This is a genomic window from Mesorhizobium sp. B2-5-13 (assembly GCF_006440535.1).
GTDB lineage: Bacteria > Pseudomonadota > Alphaproteobacteria > Rhizobiales > Rhizobiaceae > Mesorhizobium > Mesorhizobium salmacidum.
Map to the genome: position 1 here is coordinate 20544 of NZ_VFUI01000013.1, position 18784 is coordinate 39327.

18 protein-coding genes are annotated in these 18784 nt (G+C 65.8%); 13 read left to right on the forward strand and 5 right to left on the reverse strand.

Translation table 11 applies throughout. The annotated features are described in order from the left end of the window. Positions 1 to 17: 17 nt before the first annotated feature. Entirely contained in the window at positions 18 to 911 is an 894-nt protein-coding gene (locus FJ434_RS20525; protein WP_140750981.1) for an RES domain-containing protein, read from the reverse strand. A gap of 24 nt (positions 912 to 935) precedes the next feature. Continuing rightward, a complete protein-coding gene (locus tag FJ434_RS20530; RefSeq protein WP_140750983.1) occupies positions 936 to 1184 on the reverse strand; it encodes a hypothetical protein in 249 nt (82 codons plus the stop codon). Positions 1185 to 1335: 151 nt separating this feature from the next. Here FJ434_RS20530 and FJ434_RS20535 point away from each other — a divergent pair, with 151 nt between their 5' ends. After that, on the forward strand, positions 1336 to 2181 hold the full coding sequence (locus FJ434_RS20535) for a patatin-like phospholipase family protein (RefSeq protein WP_246678355.1): 846 nt from the start codon (positions 1336 to 1338) through the stop codon (positions 2179 to 2181). A gap of 63 nt (positions 2182 to 2244) precedes the next feature. On the opposite strand, the gene FJ434_RS20540 is transcribed toward FJ434_RS20535, so the two are convergent. Together FJ434_RS20540 and FJ434_RS20545 are read right to left on the reverse strand one after the other, a co-directional pair. Continuing rightward, positions 2245 to 2838 (reverse strand): SOS response-associated peptidase, encoded by a 594-nt coding sequence (locus FJ434_RS20540; protein ID WP_140751042.1) that lies wholly within the window; start codon positions 2836 to 2838, stop codon positions 2245 to 2247. Positions 2839 to 2916: 78 nt separating this feature from the next. Further along, a complete protein-coding gene (locus FJ434_RS20545) occupies positions 2917 to 3465 on the reverse strand; it encodes a hypothetical protein (RefSeq protein ID WP_140750987.1) in 549 nt (182 codons plus the stop codon). A 212-nt stretch (positions 3466 to 3677) separates the two neighbouring features. On the opposite strand from FJ434_RS20545, the gene FJ434_RS20550 reads away from it, so the two are divergent. The 10 genes from FJ434_RS20550 (at position 3678) to FJ434_RS20595 (ending at position 16269) form a co-directional block, all read left to right on the forward strand. After that, a complete protein-coding gene (locus FJ434_RS20550) occupies positions 3678 to 3950 on the forward strand; it encodes a hypothetical protein (RefSeq protein WP_140750989.1) in 273 nt (90 codons plus the stop codon). A 195-nt stretch (positions 3951 to 4145) separates the two neighbouring features. After that, the gene (locus FJ434_RS20555; RefSeq protein ID WP_140750991.1) at positions 4146 to 5096 is read left to right on the forward strand and encodes a DUF3991 and toprim domain-containing protein; all 951 of its coding nucleotides are present in this window, start codon (positions 4146 to 4148) and stop codon (positions 5094 to 5096) included. Between the two features lie 144 nt (positions 5097 to 5240). Further along, positions 5241 to 5837 carry a DUF1419 domain-containing protein gene (locus FJ434_RS20560; protein WP_140750993.1) on the forward strand — a complete coding sequence of 199 codons (597 nt, stop codon included), beginning with the start codon at positions 5241 to 5243 and terminating at the stop codon, positions 5835 to 5837. A 10-nt stretch (positions 5838 to 5847) separates the two neighbouring features. Then, positions 5848 to 6246: a DUF3085 domain-containing protein gene (locus FJ434_RS20565; RefSeq protein ID WP_140750995.1), complete on the forward strand. Its 399-nt coding sequence runs from the start codon at positions 5848 to 5850 to the stop codon at positions 6244 to 6246. An 84-nt stretch (positions 6247 to 6330) separates the two neighbouring features. Next, positions 6331 to 11445: an N-6 DNA methylase gene (locus FJ434_RS20570; RefSeq protein ID WP_140750997.1), complete on the forward strand. Its 5115-nt coding sequence runs from the start codon at positions 6331 to 6333 to the stop codon at positions 11443 to 11445. A gap of 315 nt (positions 11446 to 11760) precedes the next feature. After that, on the forward strand, positions 11761 to 13446 hold the full coding sequence (locus FJ434_RS20575) for a ParB N-terminal domain-containing protein (protein WP_140750999.1): 1686 nt from the start codon (positions 11761 to 11763) through the stop codon (positions 13444 to 13446). A gap of 88 nt (positions 13447 to 13534) precedes the next feature. Then, positions 13535 to 14011, forward strand: coding sequence for a hypothetical protein (locus tag FJ434_RS20580; RefSeq protein WP_140751001.1), 477 nt, complete (start codon positions 13535 to 13537; stop codon positions 14009 to 14011). Continuing rightward, the gene (locus FJ434_RS20585; RefSeq protein ID WP_140751003.1) at positions 14008 to 14892 is read left to right on the forward strand and encodes a hypothetical protein; all 885 of its coding nucleotides are present in this window, start codon (positions 14008 to 14010) and stop codon (positions 14890 to 14892) included. Before FJ434_RS20580 ends, FJ434_RS20585 begins: the two co-directional genes overlap by 4 nt. After that, entirely contained in the window at positions 14889 to 15302 is a 414-nt protein-coding gene (locus tag FJ434_RS20590) for a hypothetical protein (RefSeq protein WP_246678352.1), read from the forward strand. The genes FJ434_RS20585 and FJ434_RS20590 overlap by 4 nt, the downstream gene beginning before the upstream one ends. 379 nt (positions 15303 to 15681) lie before the next feature. After that, positions 15682 to 16269, forward strand: coding sequence for a hypothetical protein (locus FJ434_RS20595; RefSeq protein ID WP_140751004.1), 588 nt, complete (start codon positions 15682 to 15684; stop codon positions 16267 to 16269). Positions 16270 to 16342: 73 nt separating this feature from the next. On the opposite strand, the gene FJ434_RS20600 is transcribed toward FJ434_RS20595, so the two are convergent. Next, positions 16343 to 16942 carry a class I SAM-dependent methyltransferase gene (locus FJ434_RS20600; protein WP_140751006.1) on the reverse strand — a complete coding sequence of 200 codons (600 nt, stop codon included), beginning with the start codon at positions 16940 to 16942 and terminating at the stop codon, positions 16343 to 16345. Positions 16943 to 17352: 410 nt separating this feature from the next. Between FJ434_RS20600 and FJ434_RS20605 the strand changes: the two genes are divergently transcribed. Together FJ434_RS20605 and FJ434_RS20610 are read left to right on the forward strand one after the other, a co-directional pair. Continuing rightward, complete coding sequence (locus FJ434_RS20605; protein ID WP_140751008.1) at positions 17353 to 17538, forward strand: hypothetical protein; 186 nt, start codon at positions 17353 to 17355, stop codon at positions 17536 to 17538. Positions 17539 to 17779: 241 nt separating this feature from the next. Then, a complete protein-coding gene (locus FJ434_RS20610) occupies positions 17780 to 18721 on the forward strand; it encodes a zincin-like metallopeptidase domain-containing protein (protein WP_140750822.1) in 942 nt (313 codons plus the stop codon). Positions 18722 to 18784: the final 63 nt, after the last annotated feature.

The window sequence follows — 18784 nt, forward strand, 5'->3', positions numbered from 1 at the left end:
GCGACGGCTCTGCGTACCTATGCCGAGGGCGTCCAGGCTGGCCCAAGCACAACCACGGAATTCTCGACATCGGGCGCCTCGCGCCAGCGCAGAGATCCGCCAACGGTAATTCCATCGACATGCCTGACGTCGCTGAACCGATAAAAGCCCTGCGCGAGATGCTCCACTCGGCCTCGCCGAACCGAACTCAGCCCCCAGTCGTTCCAGAACGTCTCGGTCCGAACCGCCAGATTGATCGCGCCCAACTGGCGCACGCTGGGATAGGCGATCGTCGACACGGCGGGTAGCCTGGCGAAAATGCTCATCGCCACATAGGACGACAATCCGTAGTCGTTTTCACGGTTCGTCAGGCATTGCAGCAGGAATGAATCGGTGATCAGCAAAGCCTTGGCTTCATCCGGGCCGCACGCGTTGAGCAGACCAGACAGATGATGCGACGCATCTCCGGCGAGGAAGCCTCGGCCGGTGCGCTGAACCTGCAAGAGCTCCCCGACCGGTGCAATCCGGACGCGACGCTCGTCATGGATGACGAACTCGGCGAGCATCATGCTGTGAGTGCTCGAGGCACCGTCCGGCGCGTGATGCAGCACCTCTTGGAACGCCGTATCCGGCCGATCGGCCAGATAAAGGACCTGAAAACCGGCCGGGTTGGCACGGCCGATTCTGGCCGGTACGCCCTTGCGCCAGATTACCTCATCCACCGTCGCAGGAATCTCTTCGGCGCCCAGCAGCCGAGCGCGGCGGAAACGCCATCCCGCCCCCCAATCCATGGAGACAATGGGATGAGCGGCTATCAGCCGATCAAGAAGGGCTTGTCTTTGCGGTTCGGTCAGCGATGCGAAACCGGCAAGCGCCGGCACGAGCTCGCGCAAGGGAATGGGAGGATGTGCCTGCGTGAGCGTGGGCGGCATAGGGGGTCTCTCGATACTGCCGGCTCACTCAGCACCCGTATCGGGCTTGGTGCCGAGGTGCGACGCCGAACTGAAGGTGTATTCGCCGCCGAAATTCAGTCGAGGCGCTTCGACCCTGAGATCGGAATTCGGATAGCGTCGCCGCAACTCCTCGCCAACGGCAAAGCAGAAACCTGGCTCGTCATTGGGGACATGGTACACGCCGCGGGCCTTCAACATGCTTTCGACGCTATCCGCCTTGTGACGCACTTCGAGCTCTCTTTTTTTCGACACGACTACTCCTTTTTCCAAGCCGGGACGCCGTAGAAGAAACCGATTGCCGGCGCGCCCAGCTGCCATTCGTTGTCTCTATGGCCGCAAAGTGTAACAAGACGGCCCCCTCTGTTACTGGAGATCGCAACTGAACACAAAGCGACGCGCATTGGTGCTTGCCGGCGGCGGGTACGTTGCCAGTTCCTGGGAGCTTGGCCTCCTGACGGGCATGATCGACAGCGGTCTCGATGTCCGCAATGCCGACCTGTTCGTGGGGACGTCCGCAGGCGCCAGAGTGGCGCTCGATCTGACGAGCGGCAGAGATCTCGAAGAGACATACCAGCAACGAGCAGAATCGGCCGGTCCGCCTGTGCGACCACCTGACGGACCCTCACCCGCGCCCGATTGGGTCCGGATCAAGGCCGGCGTGGACCATGCCAAGCAACTTGGAGGCAGTTCTTCCGACGTTCTGCGACGATATGGAGAACTCGCTTTGTCGGTCGCGGTGGCGGGGACGGCTCGGCGCGAAACCGTCGCCGCTCAGCTTCCGTTGCTGGCATGGCCCGAACAGCGCGTGCTCATCACGGCCGTGAATGCAGACACCGGGGAAAGGCGCGCCTTCGACCGCGAGAGCGGCATCCCTCTGGTCGACGCCGTGATTGCCACTACGGCATCCTTCGGCGCGACACCCATCGTCTTCGGCGGCCATCCCTACATCGATGGCGGATACTATTCAGGCGACAATTCAGATCTGGCTATCGGCCACGAACGCGTGCTGATCCTCTCGCTTCGCGCGCCGCCCCAGGCGATGCGCCTGGTGTCCCTTGAATCGGCCATCGAAGCGCTGCGGGCATCCGGCTCTCAGGTGGAAGTCATCCATCCCGATGAAGAGACGATGGCCGCACTCATGCCGACCGGCGGTCAAATGAATCCGGCATCTGGCGGACCCTCTGCGATTGCGGGACGCTTGCAGGGACGACGCGCCGCACGCGGAGGTCTTGCTTCATTCTGGCGCTAGACGAGCCGCGCGCGCGAACCGGAACACCGACCACTTCGCGGTGATCGCCGGCAGCTTGCAATTCTACTTCGCGCCCTCGCGCACCATCTCGACATCGAGCGACCCCTCGGGGAGCGGTCGCAGCAGCTCGGCCTGCGGCTTGGTCAGATGGAGCCAGGCCGCCCAATCCTCCGGCTTCAGCACCACCACCTGTCGATCATGGTACGGCGCGATGTCGGGACCCGGCGACGTCGTCAGCATGGTGAAGCTGACCGGATAATTGCCCTCGGCCTCGCGCCAGAGTCCCGCAATCGCCAGGAATGGCGCGCTGCTCAGCGCGAACCGATATTGGGTCTTGGGGTATTTCGTGCCGACATATTCGAAAAATCCCGAGGCCGGGATGAGACACCGGCCACTCTTCGAAAAGTCGCGGCCTTCCGACCGGAAGTTGAACACCGGTCCGCCCTTCGGCCGACCTGGAGGAAAGCTGAAGTTCATTTGCGCAAGTTCGACGCCGTTGCCGGCGGCGCGCATCACCGGCGCCATGTCGTTGATGCGGACCATGTCCGATTGCGGCAGGTCGAGCTCGGTCTGCTGGGTGGGAATCCCCAGTTCGAGGTCCTGCATCATCTGGGTATACTCGACCCAGCGGACATGTTGTTCGTAGGCGTTGCACATGTCGACACTGTGCCACGACATGCGACCGTTTTCGAGCTTCGCGGGGACAACTCTTCCGACGACCGCCCGGCCTTCCTGCTATTCCGATTTCAAATAGGACCTGCGCCACCCCAACGGACGCACCCGCGTGGCGACCGCCGCCATGATCGGATCGCTGAGGTCCTTCTCGACGACCTCCATTCTGTCGGTCGCGGCCACGGCAAAACGCGGCCCTCCCGCACTCTCGATTGCCGTCCGCAGCCGGGCCACGAGGGCTTCCGGCCCGGTCGGTGTCGACAACGCGACCCGATGGATCGGCCGCTGCACGTCATCAACATCGACAATGGCGTGGTAGGACCCTGACGTCGCATAGTCCTCCCAGCGCAGACCTCGAACGCGCTGCAAGGGAAAGCTGTCGCCACGCGGCAGGGTGATGGTTCCCGCATCATAATCGACCCGCACACCGCATTGCCTCAAGGCGCTATCGCACAGGATCGGCCGTTCGCGATAGGCGCGCATCGCACCGATGACCCACCTCAACCCGAGCCAGGCAACGACGCATCCAGCCGGCCACACCCACCAGGGCTGACTCAGATAGGTCGCAACGATATCGTTCCAGTCAAAGCTTATCGAATCCCTATCCGTCACCAACCGGCACGTTCGGCCGGATGATCATCGTGTTCGTAAAATATTGCGCTCGCGAGCATAGTAACCTCAACTTGACGTGCGGGCGAGGTTCTGGGGCGGCCTCCTGCAGAGCCGGGGTGTCGGCAAAGCCGAAGCCCCGAAATCGGGTCTTCGCCTGACGGCATCCATCCCTGCCGCGGGTGGTGGCGCGTCCGGTGCAACGGGGGAGCGTCATGTTTGCTGCGATCAGCAGATGGATGGAGCGCCGGCGGACGATCCGCCGCCGCTGGCAGGAAGACGCCCGCGCGCTCGTCGTAGCCGACGAGCTCCATGCCTATTACGAGGCACACCGGCGCGCTGCCCGCGCCCGGCGGCGCGGCGATCGCGCCGAGTTCTATCACTGGGCCAAGGTCGCCGCCGAAATCGCCCGGATCGCCCCGCGTGCGCAGATGGACATCGAGGCTGTACGCGCCATCGTCGCCCAAGAGGAGCGTCGAACCGGCTGACGCCGTGGCTGATGCCGCTTGCGCGCCGCGGCCGGCAAGGGAAGCTCACGCCGCCGCCTGTCCTTGCACCCCGGCATAAACGCCGGGTTGCCGGCGGCGCCCTTGCCCGCCTTGCTCTTCGCGGCCTCCGGTTCTGTCCCCTAGAAGTGGGCGGACAGTGAACATGGGAGCGCGACAGGGTGCGCGGGGATGAAGATGGAAAAAGCAGAGCTGGAAGAGCTGAAGGACAAGGTGCCCTGCGCCGCGGTGCTCGAGCATCTGGGCTTCGCCCTCGATGTCAGGGAAAGCACGCGCAAGGCGATGAAGTATCGCCGCGATGCCGAGATCATCATCGTCATCCATGCGGGCAGGGGCTGGTTCGATCCGCTCTCGGACCGCAAGGGCGACGTCTTCCGCCTTGTCGAGTATCTTGAGGGCGAGCCTTTCGCCGAAGCGATGCACACCGTAGCCGACCTCGTCGGCTTCGTCCCCACCGAGCCCGCCTGGCAGCGGCCATCGCGCGACCACGATCCGGACGTTTCCATTGCCGAACGCTGGCAGGCGCGGCGGCGGCCGTGGCGCGGCTCGTCGACCTGGCACTATCTGCGCGACATCCGCCGCCTGCCCGAATCTGTCATTCGGGCCGTGATCGCCGCCGATGCGTTGCGGGAGGGACCGCATGCCAGCATGTGGGCGGCCCACACCGATGCCGGGGGCGCCGTCACCGGCTGGGAGGAACGCGGCCCGGACTGGCGCGGCTTCGCCACCGGCGGCAGCAAGATCCTGTTTCGGCTCGGCTCTCTCGACGCGCCGCGCCTCTGCGTCACCGAGGCGGCGATCGACGCCATGAGCCTTGCCGCCATCGAGGAGCTACACCCCAATACGCTCTATCTCAGCACCGGTGGTGGCTGGTCGCCGGCAACGGCCGAGGCGATCCATGCGCTTGCTGCGCGGCCCGGCGTCCACCTCGTCGCGGCTACCGACAACAACGCGCAGGGCGACACCTTTGCCGGCAGGTTGGTGGCTATGGCCGATGAGGCCGGATGCACGGCAGAGCGGCTGCGTCCGGTGACCGGCGACTGGAACGCCGATCTGCAGGGGGAAGCAGAGAAGGGAATGAGGAGGACAGAACGGCTGCCGCATGCCCGCCGGCAGCGTCAAGGGTGAAGCTTCGCCCGGCTGACGCCGGCCCTTGACCCGGCCGGACGGAGAGGCGGCCGCGGGGGAGGGGTCCGGAAGGGCCGAAGAAGATGGTGATCCGCAAGGGATGAACCGCGCTCCGGCCCCGGCAAGAGGCCGAGGAGCCCCGCCATGTCCACCTCTATCCGCAAGATCTACTTCGGCGTCGCCGATCGCCGGCAGATGTTCCGTCTGTTCGACCGCCACGCCCAGCGGCCCAATCGCTGGCAGAGCGACGACAGCGCGCTGTTCGCCGGCGAATGGTTCGAGATCGGCCGTGCCGAACACGACTATATGCTCGACCTCTTGCCGCCGCTGTGGATGCGCGGCGAGATGTTCGCGCTGCGCGAGTTTCTGATCGAGAGCGTCACCAGCGTGTTCTACACGCTCAGGATCGACGGCAGGACGCGCTACTTCCACGCCTATTGCGACCTGGCGCAGGCCCGCGCGCCGGTCGAGATGCGCGACGCCATCGTCGAGCGTGAGTCCTGGCCGGTGAAGGCGATGACGCGCGAGGAGCGGCTCGAGCATGTCTGGAGCGCCACCCATGACGAATATCGCGGCTATGCCGGTGAGCGCTTCCTGCCCGAGCTCCGCGGCAAGCGCACCATCCTGGTCTATGGGCTCGGGTGCACCGAACTCAAGCTGCTGGAAGACCTGACCGACGACGAGATCGCGGCCAAGCTGCCGGTGCATCTGCGACACCTGCCCGTCAAGACCGCGGCGTGAGGGGGCGGCTGTGTTCACCTTCCCCATCGTGGCGGTGCGCAAGGTCATCGACCGCGGCATCGCCGACGCTGCCACCAATAGTGGCTTCCGCAATCCCTACTATGGCACACGTCCCGGCGAGGGCGAGAAACCCGGCCTCTGGCTGGTCGGCGACGAGGGCGTCTACATCATGTCCAACGGCAAGCTCGCCGAAGGGCAGCGCGCGCTCGTCATCTACGCCGAGCAATGCCACCCCAAGGGCGATATCGACTGGTGGGACTACAAACGCCGCCATTTCGGGGCCGATGACGGCATCGAGTACATCGCGGCCGAACAGCTGCTCCCTTTGTTCGATCGCAACCTGCGCGCGACCCACCTCAACATCGTGCTCACCGAGACCGAGATAGCGTTCTCGCTGATCACCCGCTGACCGTCCAACCCCGCCGCGCTGTCCACCCGGGCCGACCTCTCCGGCCGCGGGTTCGCGCGCGCCTTCCCTTCCAGGAGATTGACAATGTCCAACGACGACCCTTTTACGCTCGACCTGTTCAACACCACGACGCTGTCATCCGGTCTCGGTCTCGGCGTCACTGCTTTCGGCAGCGACTTCGGCGCCGACGACCAGGAAGCCGACCCGCAGTCCTCCGCGTTGGCGCCGCAGCAGACGCCCACCAGCGTATCGCCCAAATTCCATCCCGGCCGCGGCGGCGCCGTCGCCGCGCAGTGCCAGAACTTCGTTCTTGAAGGGACTCGCGCACTCGCCAAGAGCTGGAAGCAGTGGGCGCTCGACAATCTCGACGCCATCCGGCTCGCCGCCCAGATCGAGGCCGAGGATCGACCGGCGACAGCGGAGGAACAGGCGAGGCTCATCCGCTTCACCGGTTTCGGCGCGTCGGACCTCGCCAATGCCGTGTTCCGGCGGTCGGGCGAAGACGGGTTCCGCGCCGGCTGGCATGAGATCGGTACGGCGCTCGAGGAGACGGTGTCCGACGCGGACTACGCCTCGCTAGCGCGCTGCACGCAGTACGCCCACTTCACACCCGAGTTCATCGTCCGGGCCATGTGGTCGGCGCTGCAGCGTCTCGGCTGGCGCGGGGGCAGGGTGCTGGAACCCGGCATCGGCACCGGGCTGTTTCCGGCGCTGGTGCCCGAGGACCTGCGCGACAAGGTTCATGTCACCGGCATCGAACTCGACCCGGTGACCGCCCGCATCGCGCGCCTGCTGCAGCCGCGGGCGCGCATTCTCAATGCCGACTTCGCCCGCACCGACCTGCCGGCCAACTTCGATCTCGCCGTCGGCAATCCGCCGTTCTCCGATCGCACGGTCCGCTCGGACCGCGCCTATCGGTCGATGGGTCTGCGCCTGCACGACTATTTCATCGCCCGCTCGGTCGATCTGCTGAAGCCCGGGGCGCTCGCCGCTTTCGTCACCAGCTCAGGCACCATGGACAAGACCGACGGCTCGGCGCGTGAGCATATCGCCAGGTCGGCCGATCTCGTCGCCGCGATCCGCCTGCCGGAGGGCAGTTTCCGCAACGATGCCGGTACCGATGTCGTCGTCGACATCCTGTTCCTGCGCAAGCGCAAAGCCGGGGAGCCTGAGGGCGACGTGACCTGGCTCGACCTTGACGAGGTTCGCCCGGCCGATGGCGAGGATGGTGCGATCCGCGTCAACCGCTGGTTCGCCCGTCATCCCGATTTCGTGCTCGGCACCCATGCCACCACCTCCGGTCCGTTCGGCGAGACCTACACCTGCCTGCCGCATCCGGGCGCGGATCTCGAGCAGTCGCTGTCGCGCGCAATCTCCCTGCTTCCGCAAGCCCTCTATGACGGCGAACCGGAAGCGATCGACCTCGACGTCGACGCCGCTATCGACCACGTCGATGACGATGGCTGTGATGGAATGACCATCCGCGAGGGCAGCTTCTTCATTGGCAAAAACACTGCGCTGATGCAGATGGTCGACGGCGCGCCCGTCACCATCTCCGTGCGCAAGGGCCGCAGCGCCGACGGCGTGCCGGAAAAACACGCCCACATCGTCCGCAAGCTGATTCCGATCCGCGATGCGGTGCGCGAGGTGCTGAAGGCCCAGGAGCTCGACCGACCCTGGAAGCCGGCGCAGGTCAAGCTGCGCATCGCCTGGTCGAACTTCGTGCGGGCCTTCGGGCCGATCAACACCACCGTCGTCTCGACGACCGAGGATCCCGAGACCGGGGAGGTGCGCGAGACCCATCGCCGGCCAAACCTGCAACCCTTCCTCGACGACCCCGACTGCTGGCTGGTCGCCTCGATCGAGGATTATGATCTCGAAAGCGATACGGCCCGGCCCGGCCCGATCTTTACCGAGCGCGTCATCGCGCCACCCTCTGCGCCGATCATCAACTCCCCGGCCGATGCCCTGGCCGTGGTGCTCAACGAGCGCGGCTATGTGGACATCGACCACATCGCCGAGCTGCTGCATGTCGACGCCGAGATCGTCATCGCGGATCTCGGCGACTCCATTTTCCGCGATCCCGAGACAGGGGCGTGGCAGACCGACGACGCCTATCTCTCCGGCCAGGTCCGCGACAAGCTCAAGGCCGCCGAGGCCGCCGCTGCTCTCGATCCGGGCTTCGAGCGCAACGTCCGTGCCCTCGTCGCGGTGCAGCCGGCCGATCTGGGGCCTTCCGACATCACCGCCCGCCTCGGCGCTCCATGGATTCCGGCCGCCGACGTAGTCGCCTTCGTCAAAGAGACGATGGGCGCCGACATCCGCATCCACCACATGCCCGAACTGGCATCGTGGACGGTGGAGGCGCGGCAGCTTGGCTACATCGCGGCCGGCACGTCCGAATGGGGCACTGACCGCCGCCACGCCGGCGAGCTGATCGCCGATGCGCTCAACAGCCGGGTGCCGCAGATCTTCGACATCATCAAGGAGGGCGACAGCGAACGGCGCGTGCTCAATGTCGTCGACACCGAGGCCGCCAAGGAAAAGCTGACCAAGATCAAAACGGCGTTCCAGACCTGGATCTGGTCCGATCCCGATCGCACCGACCGGCTGGCGCGGGTCTATAACGACCGCTTCAACAACATCGCCCCACGAAAATTCAACGGGGACCATCTGCAGCTTCCGGGCGCCTCTGGCGCCTTTTCTCTTTATGGGCACCAGAAGCGCGGCATCTGGCGCATCATCTCGGCCGGGGCCACCTACCTCGCTCATGCCGTCGGCGCCGGCAAGACCATGACCATCGCCGCCGCGATCATGGAGCAGAAGCGGCTCGGCCTCATCGCCAAGGCCATGCTGGTCGTTCCCGGCCACTGCCTGGCGCAGGCGGCTCGTGAGTTCCTCGCCCTCTATCCGACCGCCCGCATCCTCGTCGCCGACGAGACCAATTTCAGCAAGGACAAGCGGCATCGCTTTCTCAGCCGGGCGGCGACCGCGACCTGGGACGCCATCATCATCACCCATTCCGCCTTCCGGTTCATCTCGGTGCCCTCGGCCTTCGAACAACAGATGATCCAGGACGAGGTCGAGCTCTACGAGACGCTGCTGACCAAGGTCGAAAGCGGTGATCGCGTCTCGCGCAAGCGCCTTGAGCGACTGAAGGAGGGTCTCAAGGAACGGCTGGAGGCGCTCGCCACCCGCAAGGATGACCTGCTGACAATCTCGGAGATCGGCGTGGACCAGATCATCGTCGACGAGGCGCAGGAGTTCAGGAAGCTTTCGTTCGCGACGAACATGTCGACCTTGAAGGGGATCGATCCGAACGGCTCGCAGCGCGCCTGGGACCTCTATGTGAAGTCCCGCTTCATCGAAAGGAAAAATCCCGCCAGGGCGCTCATCCTGGCTTCGGGCACGCCGATCACCAACACACTGGGCGAGATGTTCTCGGTGCAGCGCTACCTCGGCTACACTGCGCTGTCAGTGCGTGGCTTGCACGAATTCGACGCCTGGGCCTCGACTTTCGGCGACGTCACCACCGAGCTCGAACTGCAGCCCAACGGCAAATACAAGCCGGTGACGCGCTTCGCGACCTTCGTCAACGTCCCCGAGCTCATCGCCATGTTCCGCTCCTTCGCGGACGTGGTGATGCCGGAGGATCTGCGCCAATACGTCAAGGTGCCGGCGCTCTCGACCGGCAGTCGCCAGATCAGGACGTCAAAGCCCTCGCCTGCCTTCAAGCTCTATCAGGTCCTGCTCGATCAACGCATCAAGGCAATCGAGCAGCGGGAGGGGCCGCCCGAGCCGGGCGACGATATCCTGCTCTCGGTCATTACCGATGGCCGTCACGCGGCGATCGATTTGCGCCTCGTCGAGCCGGACAATGACAATGAGCCGGACAATAAGCTCAACGACCTCGTCGGCAATGCCTATCGTATCTGGCAAGAGACGGGCGACAGCGCCTATGTCCGCCCGGACGGCAAGCCGTTCGAGATGACCGGCGCCGCGCAGATGATCTTCTCCGATCTCGGCACGATCAATGTCGAGAAGACGCGGGGCTTCTCGGCCTATCGCTGGATATGCGACGAGCTGGTGCGGCTCGGCGTGCCGGCATCCGAGATCGCCTTCATGCAGGATTTCAAGAAGTCGGAGGCCAAGCAGCGGCTGTTCGGTGATGTGCGGGCCGGCAAGGTCCGCTTCCTCATCGGCTCCTCCGACACGATGGGCACCGGCGTCAATGCCCAGCTCCGGCTCAAGGCGCTGCACCATCTCGACGTGCCATGGCTCCCCTCGCAGATCGAGCAGCGCGAAGGTCGCATCCTGCGGCAGGGCAACCAGCACGATGTCGTCGACATCTTCGCCTATGCCACCGAGGGCTCGATGGACGCGCAGATGTGGCAGAACAATGAGCGTAAGGCTCGCTTCATCGCCGCGGCGCTGTCGGGCGACACCTCGGTGCGCAGGCTCGAGGACCTCGGCGAGGGGCAGGCCAACCAGTTCGCCATGGCGAAGGCCATTGCCTCGGGCGATCCCCGCCTGATGCAGAAGGCGGGCCTCGAAGCGGACATCGCCCGGCTCGAACGGCTGCGCTCTGCCCATCAGGATGACCAGTTCGCCATCCGCCGTCAGGTCCGCGATGCCGAGCGCGATATCGAATATTCGACGCGCCGGATCAGCGAGATCGGCCAGGATCTTGCGCACCTTGTTCCGACGACGGGCGATGCCTTCCGCATTAAGGTTGGCGAGGCGACGTTGACCGAGCGCAAGCTCGCCGGCCGCGCCCTGATGACCGAGATCCTCACCCTGGTGCAGATTCAGCAGGCCGGCGACCTCAGCATCGCCAGCATAGGCGGGTTTGACCTGGAATATTCCGGCGAACGCTTCGGCCAGGATAGCTATCGCTACACCACTATGCTGCTGCGCACCGGCGCGAAAACGGAAATCGAGCTGCCCGTCACCGCCACGCCACTTGGTGCGATCGCCAAGCTTGAGCACGTCCTGGCCACCCTCGACGAAGAGCAGGAGCGCGCCCGCCACCGGCTCGCCGAGGCCGAGCGCCGGCTTGCGGCCTATCGCTCGCGCGAGGGCGGTGCCTTCGCGTTCTCAGACGAGCTCGGCGACAAGCGCCGGCAGCTCGCCGAGATCGAAGAGTCGCTGTCGCATGACATCGACGGCATTCGTCCCGCTGAAGAGCAGGCGGCATAGCCCTGCGCCCATGCTCCCGCGGGCCGATTCCCAGCAAATGGGAGCGGCGTTAAAGGAAGTAGGAGAATGGAAAGGCAAAAGAGGACCGTTCGCAGAGCGGGCGGTCCGCCGACGCTGACGCTCAATCGCGCCCGTCGCCATCCCGGCCCGTCATCCTGCGCAGGGCTGAAGGAGCCCCGCTCATCCAGCCGGGCAGGGATGCTCGGCCGCAATTGCACCGGCCCGCCCGCTCCGCGGGCCGGAGGGGGTCTTCGGAAAGAAGACGGAAAGGACCGGCGATGGGCCGCGTCCGCAACCCCTCCAAGGAGCATTCCCATGGAACTGAAGTTTGTCGATCCGCGCTCGCTCAAGGACAATCCCGACAAGGCGCGCCGCTCGAAGTCCAGTCCGCAGGCCGACGCGCTGCTGCTGGCGACGATCAAGGCCATCGGCGTTGTCGAACCGCTGATCGTCTTCGCCGAGGCCGATGGCGGCAACGGTTTCGTCATCGATCAGGGTCATCGCCGCGCCAAGCAGGCGATCATCGCCGGCCTCGAAGAGATCGCCGTTCTTGTCGTACCTCGCGCCGAGGATGGCGGCGCCATGCGCTCGCTGGCGACCTCGATCACGCACGAGCAGCTCAACCCGGTCGATCTGTGGCGGGCCATCGAGCGTCTCGTCGCACTGAACTGGACCGAAGAGTCCATTGCCATCGCCCTCGCGCAGTCGGTGCGCCAGATCAAGAAGCTGCGCCTCCTCGCCAATGTGCTGCCGGCCATGCTCGACGCCATGGCCAAGGGCGATATGCCGAACGAGCAGCAGCTCCGCACCATCGCGGCCGCCTCGCTCGACGAGCAGAAGGAAGTCTGGAAGGCCAACAAGCCCAGCAAGGGCGATCCGCAGGTGTCGTGGTGGACCGTCGCCAACGGCCTGACCAAGCGGCGTATGTATGCGCGCGACGCCAGCTTCGGCGACGAGCTGGCTCGGGCCTACGGCATCGCCTGGGTCGAGGATCTGTTCGCACCAGCCGACCAGGACAGCCGGTACACCACCGATGTCGAGGCGTTCCTCGGCGCGCAGCAGGAGTGGATGACGCAGAACCTGCCCAAGAAGGGCGTCATCACCGAGTCGACCGCCTACGGCGAGGTGAAGCTGCCGCCCAAGGCCGAGCGCGTCTATGGCACCCCCAAGAAGTCGGACCACACCGCGATGTATCTCGATCGCGAGGGCAAGGTGAAGACGGTCCACTTCCGGATGCCCGAGGTCAAGAAGAAGGGCAAGGCGGCGGACACCGCCGCCGAGGAGGCGATCATCATGCCGAAGTCGCGTCCCGATGTGACCCGCAAGGGCATCGAGATGATCGGCGACATCCGCACCGATGCTCTCCATGAGGCGCTGGGCCAAGCGCCCATCGAGGACGACACGCTGCTCGCATTGCTGGTTCTGGCCTTCGCCGGCCAGAACGTGCGGGTGGATTCCGGCGCCGGTGGCGATCATGGGTTCGGCCGCCGCATGCCGCGGCACGCCGCGACCCTCTTCGATGCCGAGGGCAAGTTCGCCTTCGACGCCGACACCCTGCGCATTGCCGCCCGGAGCGTGCTGATCGATGCGCTCTCGTGCCGCGAAGGCATGAGCAAGTCGGGCGTGGTGGCTCTCGTCGCCGGCTCCGCGATCGGCGCGGACGGCTTCCTCACCAATATGGGCACCGAGGACTTCCTCTCCTGCCTGTCGCGTCCGGCACTCGAAGGCTCCTGCGCCGACACCCCGGTGCTGCCGCGGGCGCGGGTGAAGGACACGCGTGCCGCGCTCGTCGAGCACTTCAAGGAGGGCCACTTCGTCCACCCGGCCGCGCTGTTCGCTCCCGATGCGACCAGCCTGACCGAATGGCTGGCGAAGAGCGCCGTCACCGAAGCCGACGAAGACGAGTCGCCTGAGGGCGAGGACCTCGATGGCGAGGGCCAGGTGATCGACGGCGACCCCGCCGACGAGTTCGAGGAAGGTTTCCGCGACGCCGCCGAATAGGCCGCGTCACCGTTTCGATCGCTCTGCTGCCGCCGGGTTCGCCCGGCGGCGGTTTCGTTTTCCGCCTCATCAAGAGTGGAGGACAAGCATGTCCGCACATACGATCTTCGAGCACGCGCCGCTTGGTGCCATCGTCGCCTGGTCCGACGCCACCCCGCGGCCGCCGGAGCGGCACCGCCGAAAGTTCGACGCCTGGAAGACCAACAACAGCCAGGGGCGGCTGGTCCGCAAGCAGGGCGCGCTTGGCGACGGCCTCTCGGACCCGCATGCGAGCTTCACGTTGCACGAGGCCGACTATGGCGCCGGCGGTGTCATCGCCATCCGCGTGCATCGGACCTTCTCGCTCACATCCAGTCTGCGCTTCACGATCGTCGAGCGCCCGGCTGTGGGATCGGTGCGCGTATTCGACCGCACCGGCGACCATGCGGAACTTGTTCATCTCGCACAACACCGCGCTGCGGCGGAGCACTGGCTGTCGGAGCACGGCTATCCCAACGCCGTGCTCGAGGAGGTTTCGCCCGATGAGGCCGCTGCCGCTGCCGTCGAGGGGAGGGTCGCCGCATGAGCCCGCGTCAGATTCCCGCTCCATCGGCAGTCTCGGACGTGCCCCGGGCTTTGTTCGGCCTCAGCGGCGACGTGATTCTGGTCGCGCTTGTCGACGACAATGCCTACGCCATGATGCCGGGCCGCAACGGCAAGCACTATTTCGCAAGCGGCTGGCGCATTGCCCGGCCGATGGCGGAATGGACCCGGTCCGACTTCTACGGCCATGGCGGTGACCTCGCCGACGAGAGCGCCTTTCGGTCCAAAGTACTGGAGCACGCCCAGCACGTTGAGGAGAGCCGTCGGCTCGGCCGCCGCGCCCTTGCCGGTGGTGCACACACGCCTTGGGGACCCTCACAGGGCGGCGCGCTCTATGCCGAGGGCGTCACTTCGCATTCGACCGCCGGTCACGGCGGCTTCAAACTGTCGGCCGACCGGAACCGTAAGGTCCACCCGATGCTGCGCGCGGCCGGCGGATGGTACGAAGAGGACGAATGCTGGGCCATCGTCGCCTTCACCTTCCCCCATCTCTTCACCGCGCTCGAGCGTCGCTATGCCGAGCAGACCATCAAGGACTCCTGGCCGGATGCGTGGGAGTCGATTTCCGGCTCGATACTTGCCCCTGGCGAATCCCGCAGGAAAGACCAGCGGGCCTTCGAGACGGCGCACGCCAACGACTGGATCGTCGTTTCAGCGATCACCTCAGAGCAGCAACACGGCTTCGTCGAGTGCATCGCGACGCCCGGTGGCAAGCGTGGTCTGGGCACAGAAGAGCGTCGCTTCCTCGTTCCTGCCGCCGAGTACGACATCGGCAGGTTCGGCTTCGGCATCGATCCCGACCGTCACATGGTCTACGCTGGACCCTCCAGTTTCGTCGGCTGGCGGGGCAGGGGCTCGCCATGACCCTCGCGCCCGAGCTCAGCCGAGACCTTTCCCGCCTGGAAGACGCGCGCCGGCAAACACAGCGGCAACTGGATCTCGTCGACCGGCAGATCACGCGCCGCATGACCGCGCTGATCCCTGGCCTGCTCCCCAGACGGAGCCACTATCGTCGCGGCAAGGCGCCCGATCCCGGCGCGTTCCTCGCGAGCTATCGCGCCCAACTTGCCGCCCTGACCGCCGAGCGGCAGCCTGAGATCGACGCCCTGTCGCGTACGCTGGCGCGGCAGGAGCAGGCGATAGCCCGATTCCTCGACTGCCACGGCGAAGCCGCCGATAGCACAGGCAGGTCCAGCGATGCCGCCGTCGGCCGTGGCCTAGGCAATCCTGATGATATCATTCGCCGCGTAGGGGACAGAGCGACCCTCGGGTGATCACGGCACTGGAAGCGGGCCACGATGTCCGAGCGATGAGTTGGAAGATGGTCATCATCACCTGTCGTTCCGTTCCCATGTCGAGATCGAGGCCGTGCCGGTCCTCCCTCGGGCTTCAGGCGGTCCTGAACCGGCGGCCGTTCATTTCAAGGTCGCGTTCCGCGCCGCGGAGCGGCCGGAGCGAACCGGTCTCGACACGGCAGGCCCGCGGCCCGCGCGAGGGCTGAAGGGCGCCCTGCTTGTCCGCAAACCAGCCCTGCTTGCCTCGGTCCGCCCGGACCCTGAAGCGCCCGTCATTCCGCCGGTTCCTCCGGGCCGCGCCCGAGGAAGGGCCGGCACGGGGCCGGTCCCAAGTTCGGGAACCAAGAAAGGACATGCCATGACCAAGAAAGCTGCCAACTCCCGCTCCGGTGCCAGGGTCGTCCCGCTCCGCAAGGGCACTACGCTGCAAATGGTTCGGCTCGCCTGCCCCGACTCCGGACAGTGCTCCCTCATCTCTGAGAGCTTCGGCCTGCCGGTCCTCGACAGCGATGGCATCCGCGAACTGCACGAAAAGCTCATCGTCGATACCGCCGCGGCTCTCGACGAAGGACTGGGCGAACGGGCCATGCAGATCCACATGCAGCGGATCGTCGGGGCATTCGTCGCTTCCGCTTACGGCGCCGGTCAGTTCTACAGCCGGGCGGTCTCGGAAGCCCGCGACGCGACGGCCAAGTCGGCCTGCGACGACCGGGACGAGGACGTCGGCGGACCCGTCGGCTTCGACAGCGCCGCCCAACGCAAGCGCGAGTTCGCCGCTGACATGGCACTCCAGGCGCATGCACTGCGCATGGCCGCCGAGGGCGCCGTCACCGCCTACGAACACGTCATCGGTGAGCCCTGGAAGCCTTTCGAACGGGCCGTCGAGAACCCCGGCCACTCCGTCGACCGCAAAGCGGCCGAACTGCAAATGGCGGCACTCGGCTGAGCGACCATCAGGGCGGAGCCTCGGCTCCGCCCTGTCCGTTGTGGTCTTGTCTGCCGTTCCAGCAGAATTCGACCTACGGCTTCTCGGCAAAGTAATAGTGGTTGCCGCCCTCGTCTTCGGTTTCGGCGACCCGCGTGAGTCCAGCTTCGCGGAGCAGTCGCTCATATGTCTGCCCGCCGAGAGATTGCGACGGACACCCCGTCATGCCGTCCAACCATTCAAGGGGCTCCCGGGGAGCGGTAAAGAGAAAGCGCCCGCGTGGCTCGAGGGTACGCGCCACCTTTTCGATAACGAGCGCTTGCGTTGCCGGGTCGAGCAAGAACAACAGACCCCAGGCAAGCACGCCATCAAAGGTCCGGCTGAAGAACTCCGAAACCTCGACGGCATTTTGCTCGATCGGCACACCCGGAAAACGCTCGCGGAACGCTGCGACCATCGTCGGTGACGCGTCGACGGCATACGTCGTGAGACCCGCCTCCTGAAGGATTCGCGTGCTCGGTTCCCCAGGGCCCGAGCCGAGGTCGAGCACCGTCGCGCCGGGTGGAAACGCGTTAGCCCAGGACTTGACGACCGCAGCACCGACCGAGTCGCCAACGCGTGAACGAGTCCCCCGTCCCGCAATGTAGATGTCCGCGATGGCCTCGTATCCGTTGGAGCCGTCTTCGGTGGCCATACCCATTTCACCTCGACATGCGTGCGCTTTCCTCGCGCGGGAACTGGCGCCCCCAGGCGGCTAAGCCATCATCGGTATATCATGGACACCCGCTCTCATCCCATCGCCCGACCGCGCTGAGGGCAGAATTCCTTTTCTGGCGCGAAACGGTACCTCACCATGCGCCGCTTATCGCCGTCTTTTCAGCTCGCGAGGCGACGGGGCGGCAGCCGAGGCACACTTGCCAGTCCAATTCCGCTCTCTCGTGATGGCTTTCCTGGTGCGGCGGCGGATCTTCCACGATCAACCACAAGGGGTCCGCTAGCAAGCTGCGGCCGCTTGGCTGAAGCCTGCGCGGTGACCGCGACCGCCGCCGCCCACTGACGGAGCCATCGAGCGGGAATTGGCCCGCTCCAAGATGGAGCCCTCAGATGTCCCATGATCTCACTCTCGCCCAGAAGGCCGCCTGGCACCTCGCACGTACCCTCATGGCCCCGGTCATCCTCTTCCAGGTTGACGACGAATTCGGCGTCCTGCCCGCCGACGAGCTCGACGACGCCGATGTCGAAATCCTCTTCGAGTACGATCCCTATAGCGGCGGGCGGTCGCTTCATTGAACCGACCTTCTTCCAACCGCACCAAGGCGGCGCCTGGCGCCGCCTTTCTCCTTCTGGCGACCGATCGTGGCCCCGTCCTGCACCGCGGTCCTGGCGGAGCGAGGCGGTCAGCGCAACGGCTTCGCCGTCCTTCGCCCTGCTGCGGCCCTTTGGGTGCGCAGCCCGCCCTCCTGCTCCGCCTGAAGGGGACCTCGTGACGGGGCCGCGATCGGCGCGGCCTCCAGAATGGAGGTTCATGAAAATGAGCAGGAAAGAAAAGAGCGAAACGCGCGTCGACATCTATGCGCGCATCACCGAGCGGATCGTCGGCGAGCTGGAGAAGGGCGTCCGACCCTGGATGCAGCCCTGGCATTCGAGCAATGCCCTCGGCCGCGTGACGCGGCCGTTGCGCCACAACGGTCTGCCCTACAGCGGCATGAACGTGCTGCTGCTGTGGTCGGAGGCGATCGCCCGCGGCTACGCATCGCCGATATGGATGACGTTCAAGCAGGCCCTCGAGCTCGGCGGCGCGGTCCGCAAGGGCGAAACCGGCTCCATGGTCGTCTTCGCCAGCCGCTTCACCAGAACGGAGATGGACGCTGCCGGCGAGGAAGTCGATCGCGAGATTCCGTTCCTCAAGGCCTACTCCGTCTTCAACGTCGCGCAGGTCGACGGCCTGCCGGAGCACTTCTACGGAAAGCCGGCAGAACCGGTGCGGGACCCGATCGCGCGCATCGAACATGCCGACCGCTTCTTTGCAAATACCGGCGCGGCCATCCGGCATGGCGGCGATCGCGCCTACTTTGCGCCAATCACCGACCACATCCAGATGCCGCCGTTCCAGACCTTCCGGGATGCCGCGGCCTATGTGGCGACGCTCAGCCACGAGGCCACGCATTGGACGTCGGCGCCGCATCGCGTGAACCGCGATCTTAGCCGCTACGGCAAGGACCGCAGAGAGCGCGCGCGCGAAGAGCTCATCGCCGAGCTCGGCAGCTGCTTCCTCTGCGCCGATCTCGGCATCGTGCCGGAGCTCGAGCCCAGGGCCGATCATGCCAGCTACCTCGATAGCTGGCTGAAGGTGCTTGCCGACGACAAGCGGGCAATCTTCTCCGCCGCTGCCCACGCGCAGCGCGCCGTCGCCTTCCTGCACGGCCTGCAGCCCGACACTTCCGCTGCGTCCGAAGAGCGCGAGGCCGCGTAGTGTTGTATGCTCCTCATCAGGGGGATCTCATGGACCCTCATGGCCGCACCTTCCGGCGGCAAA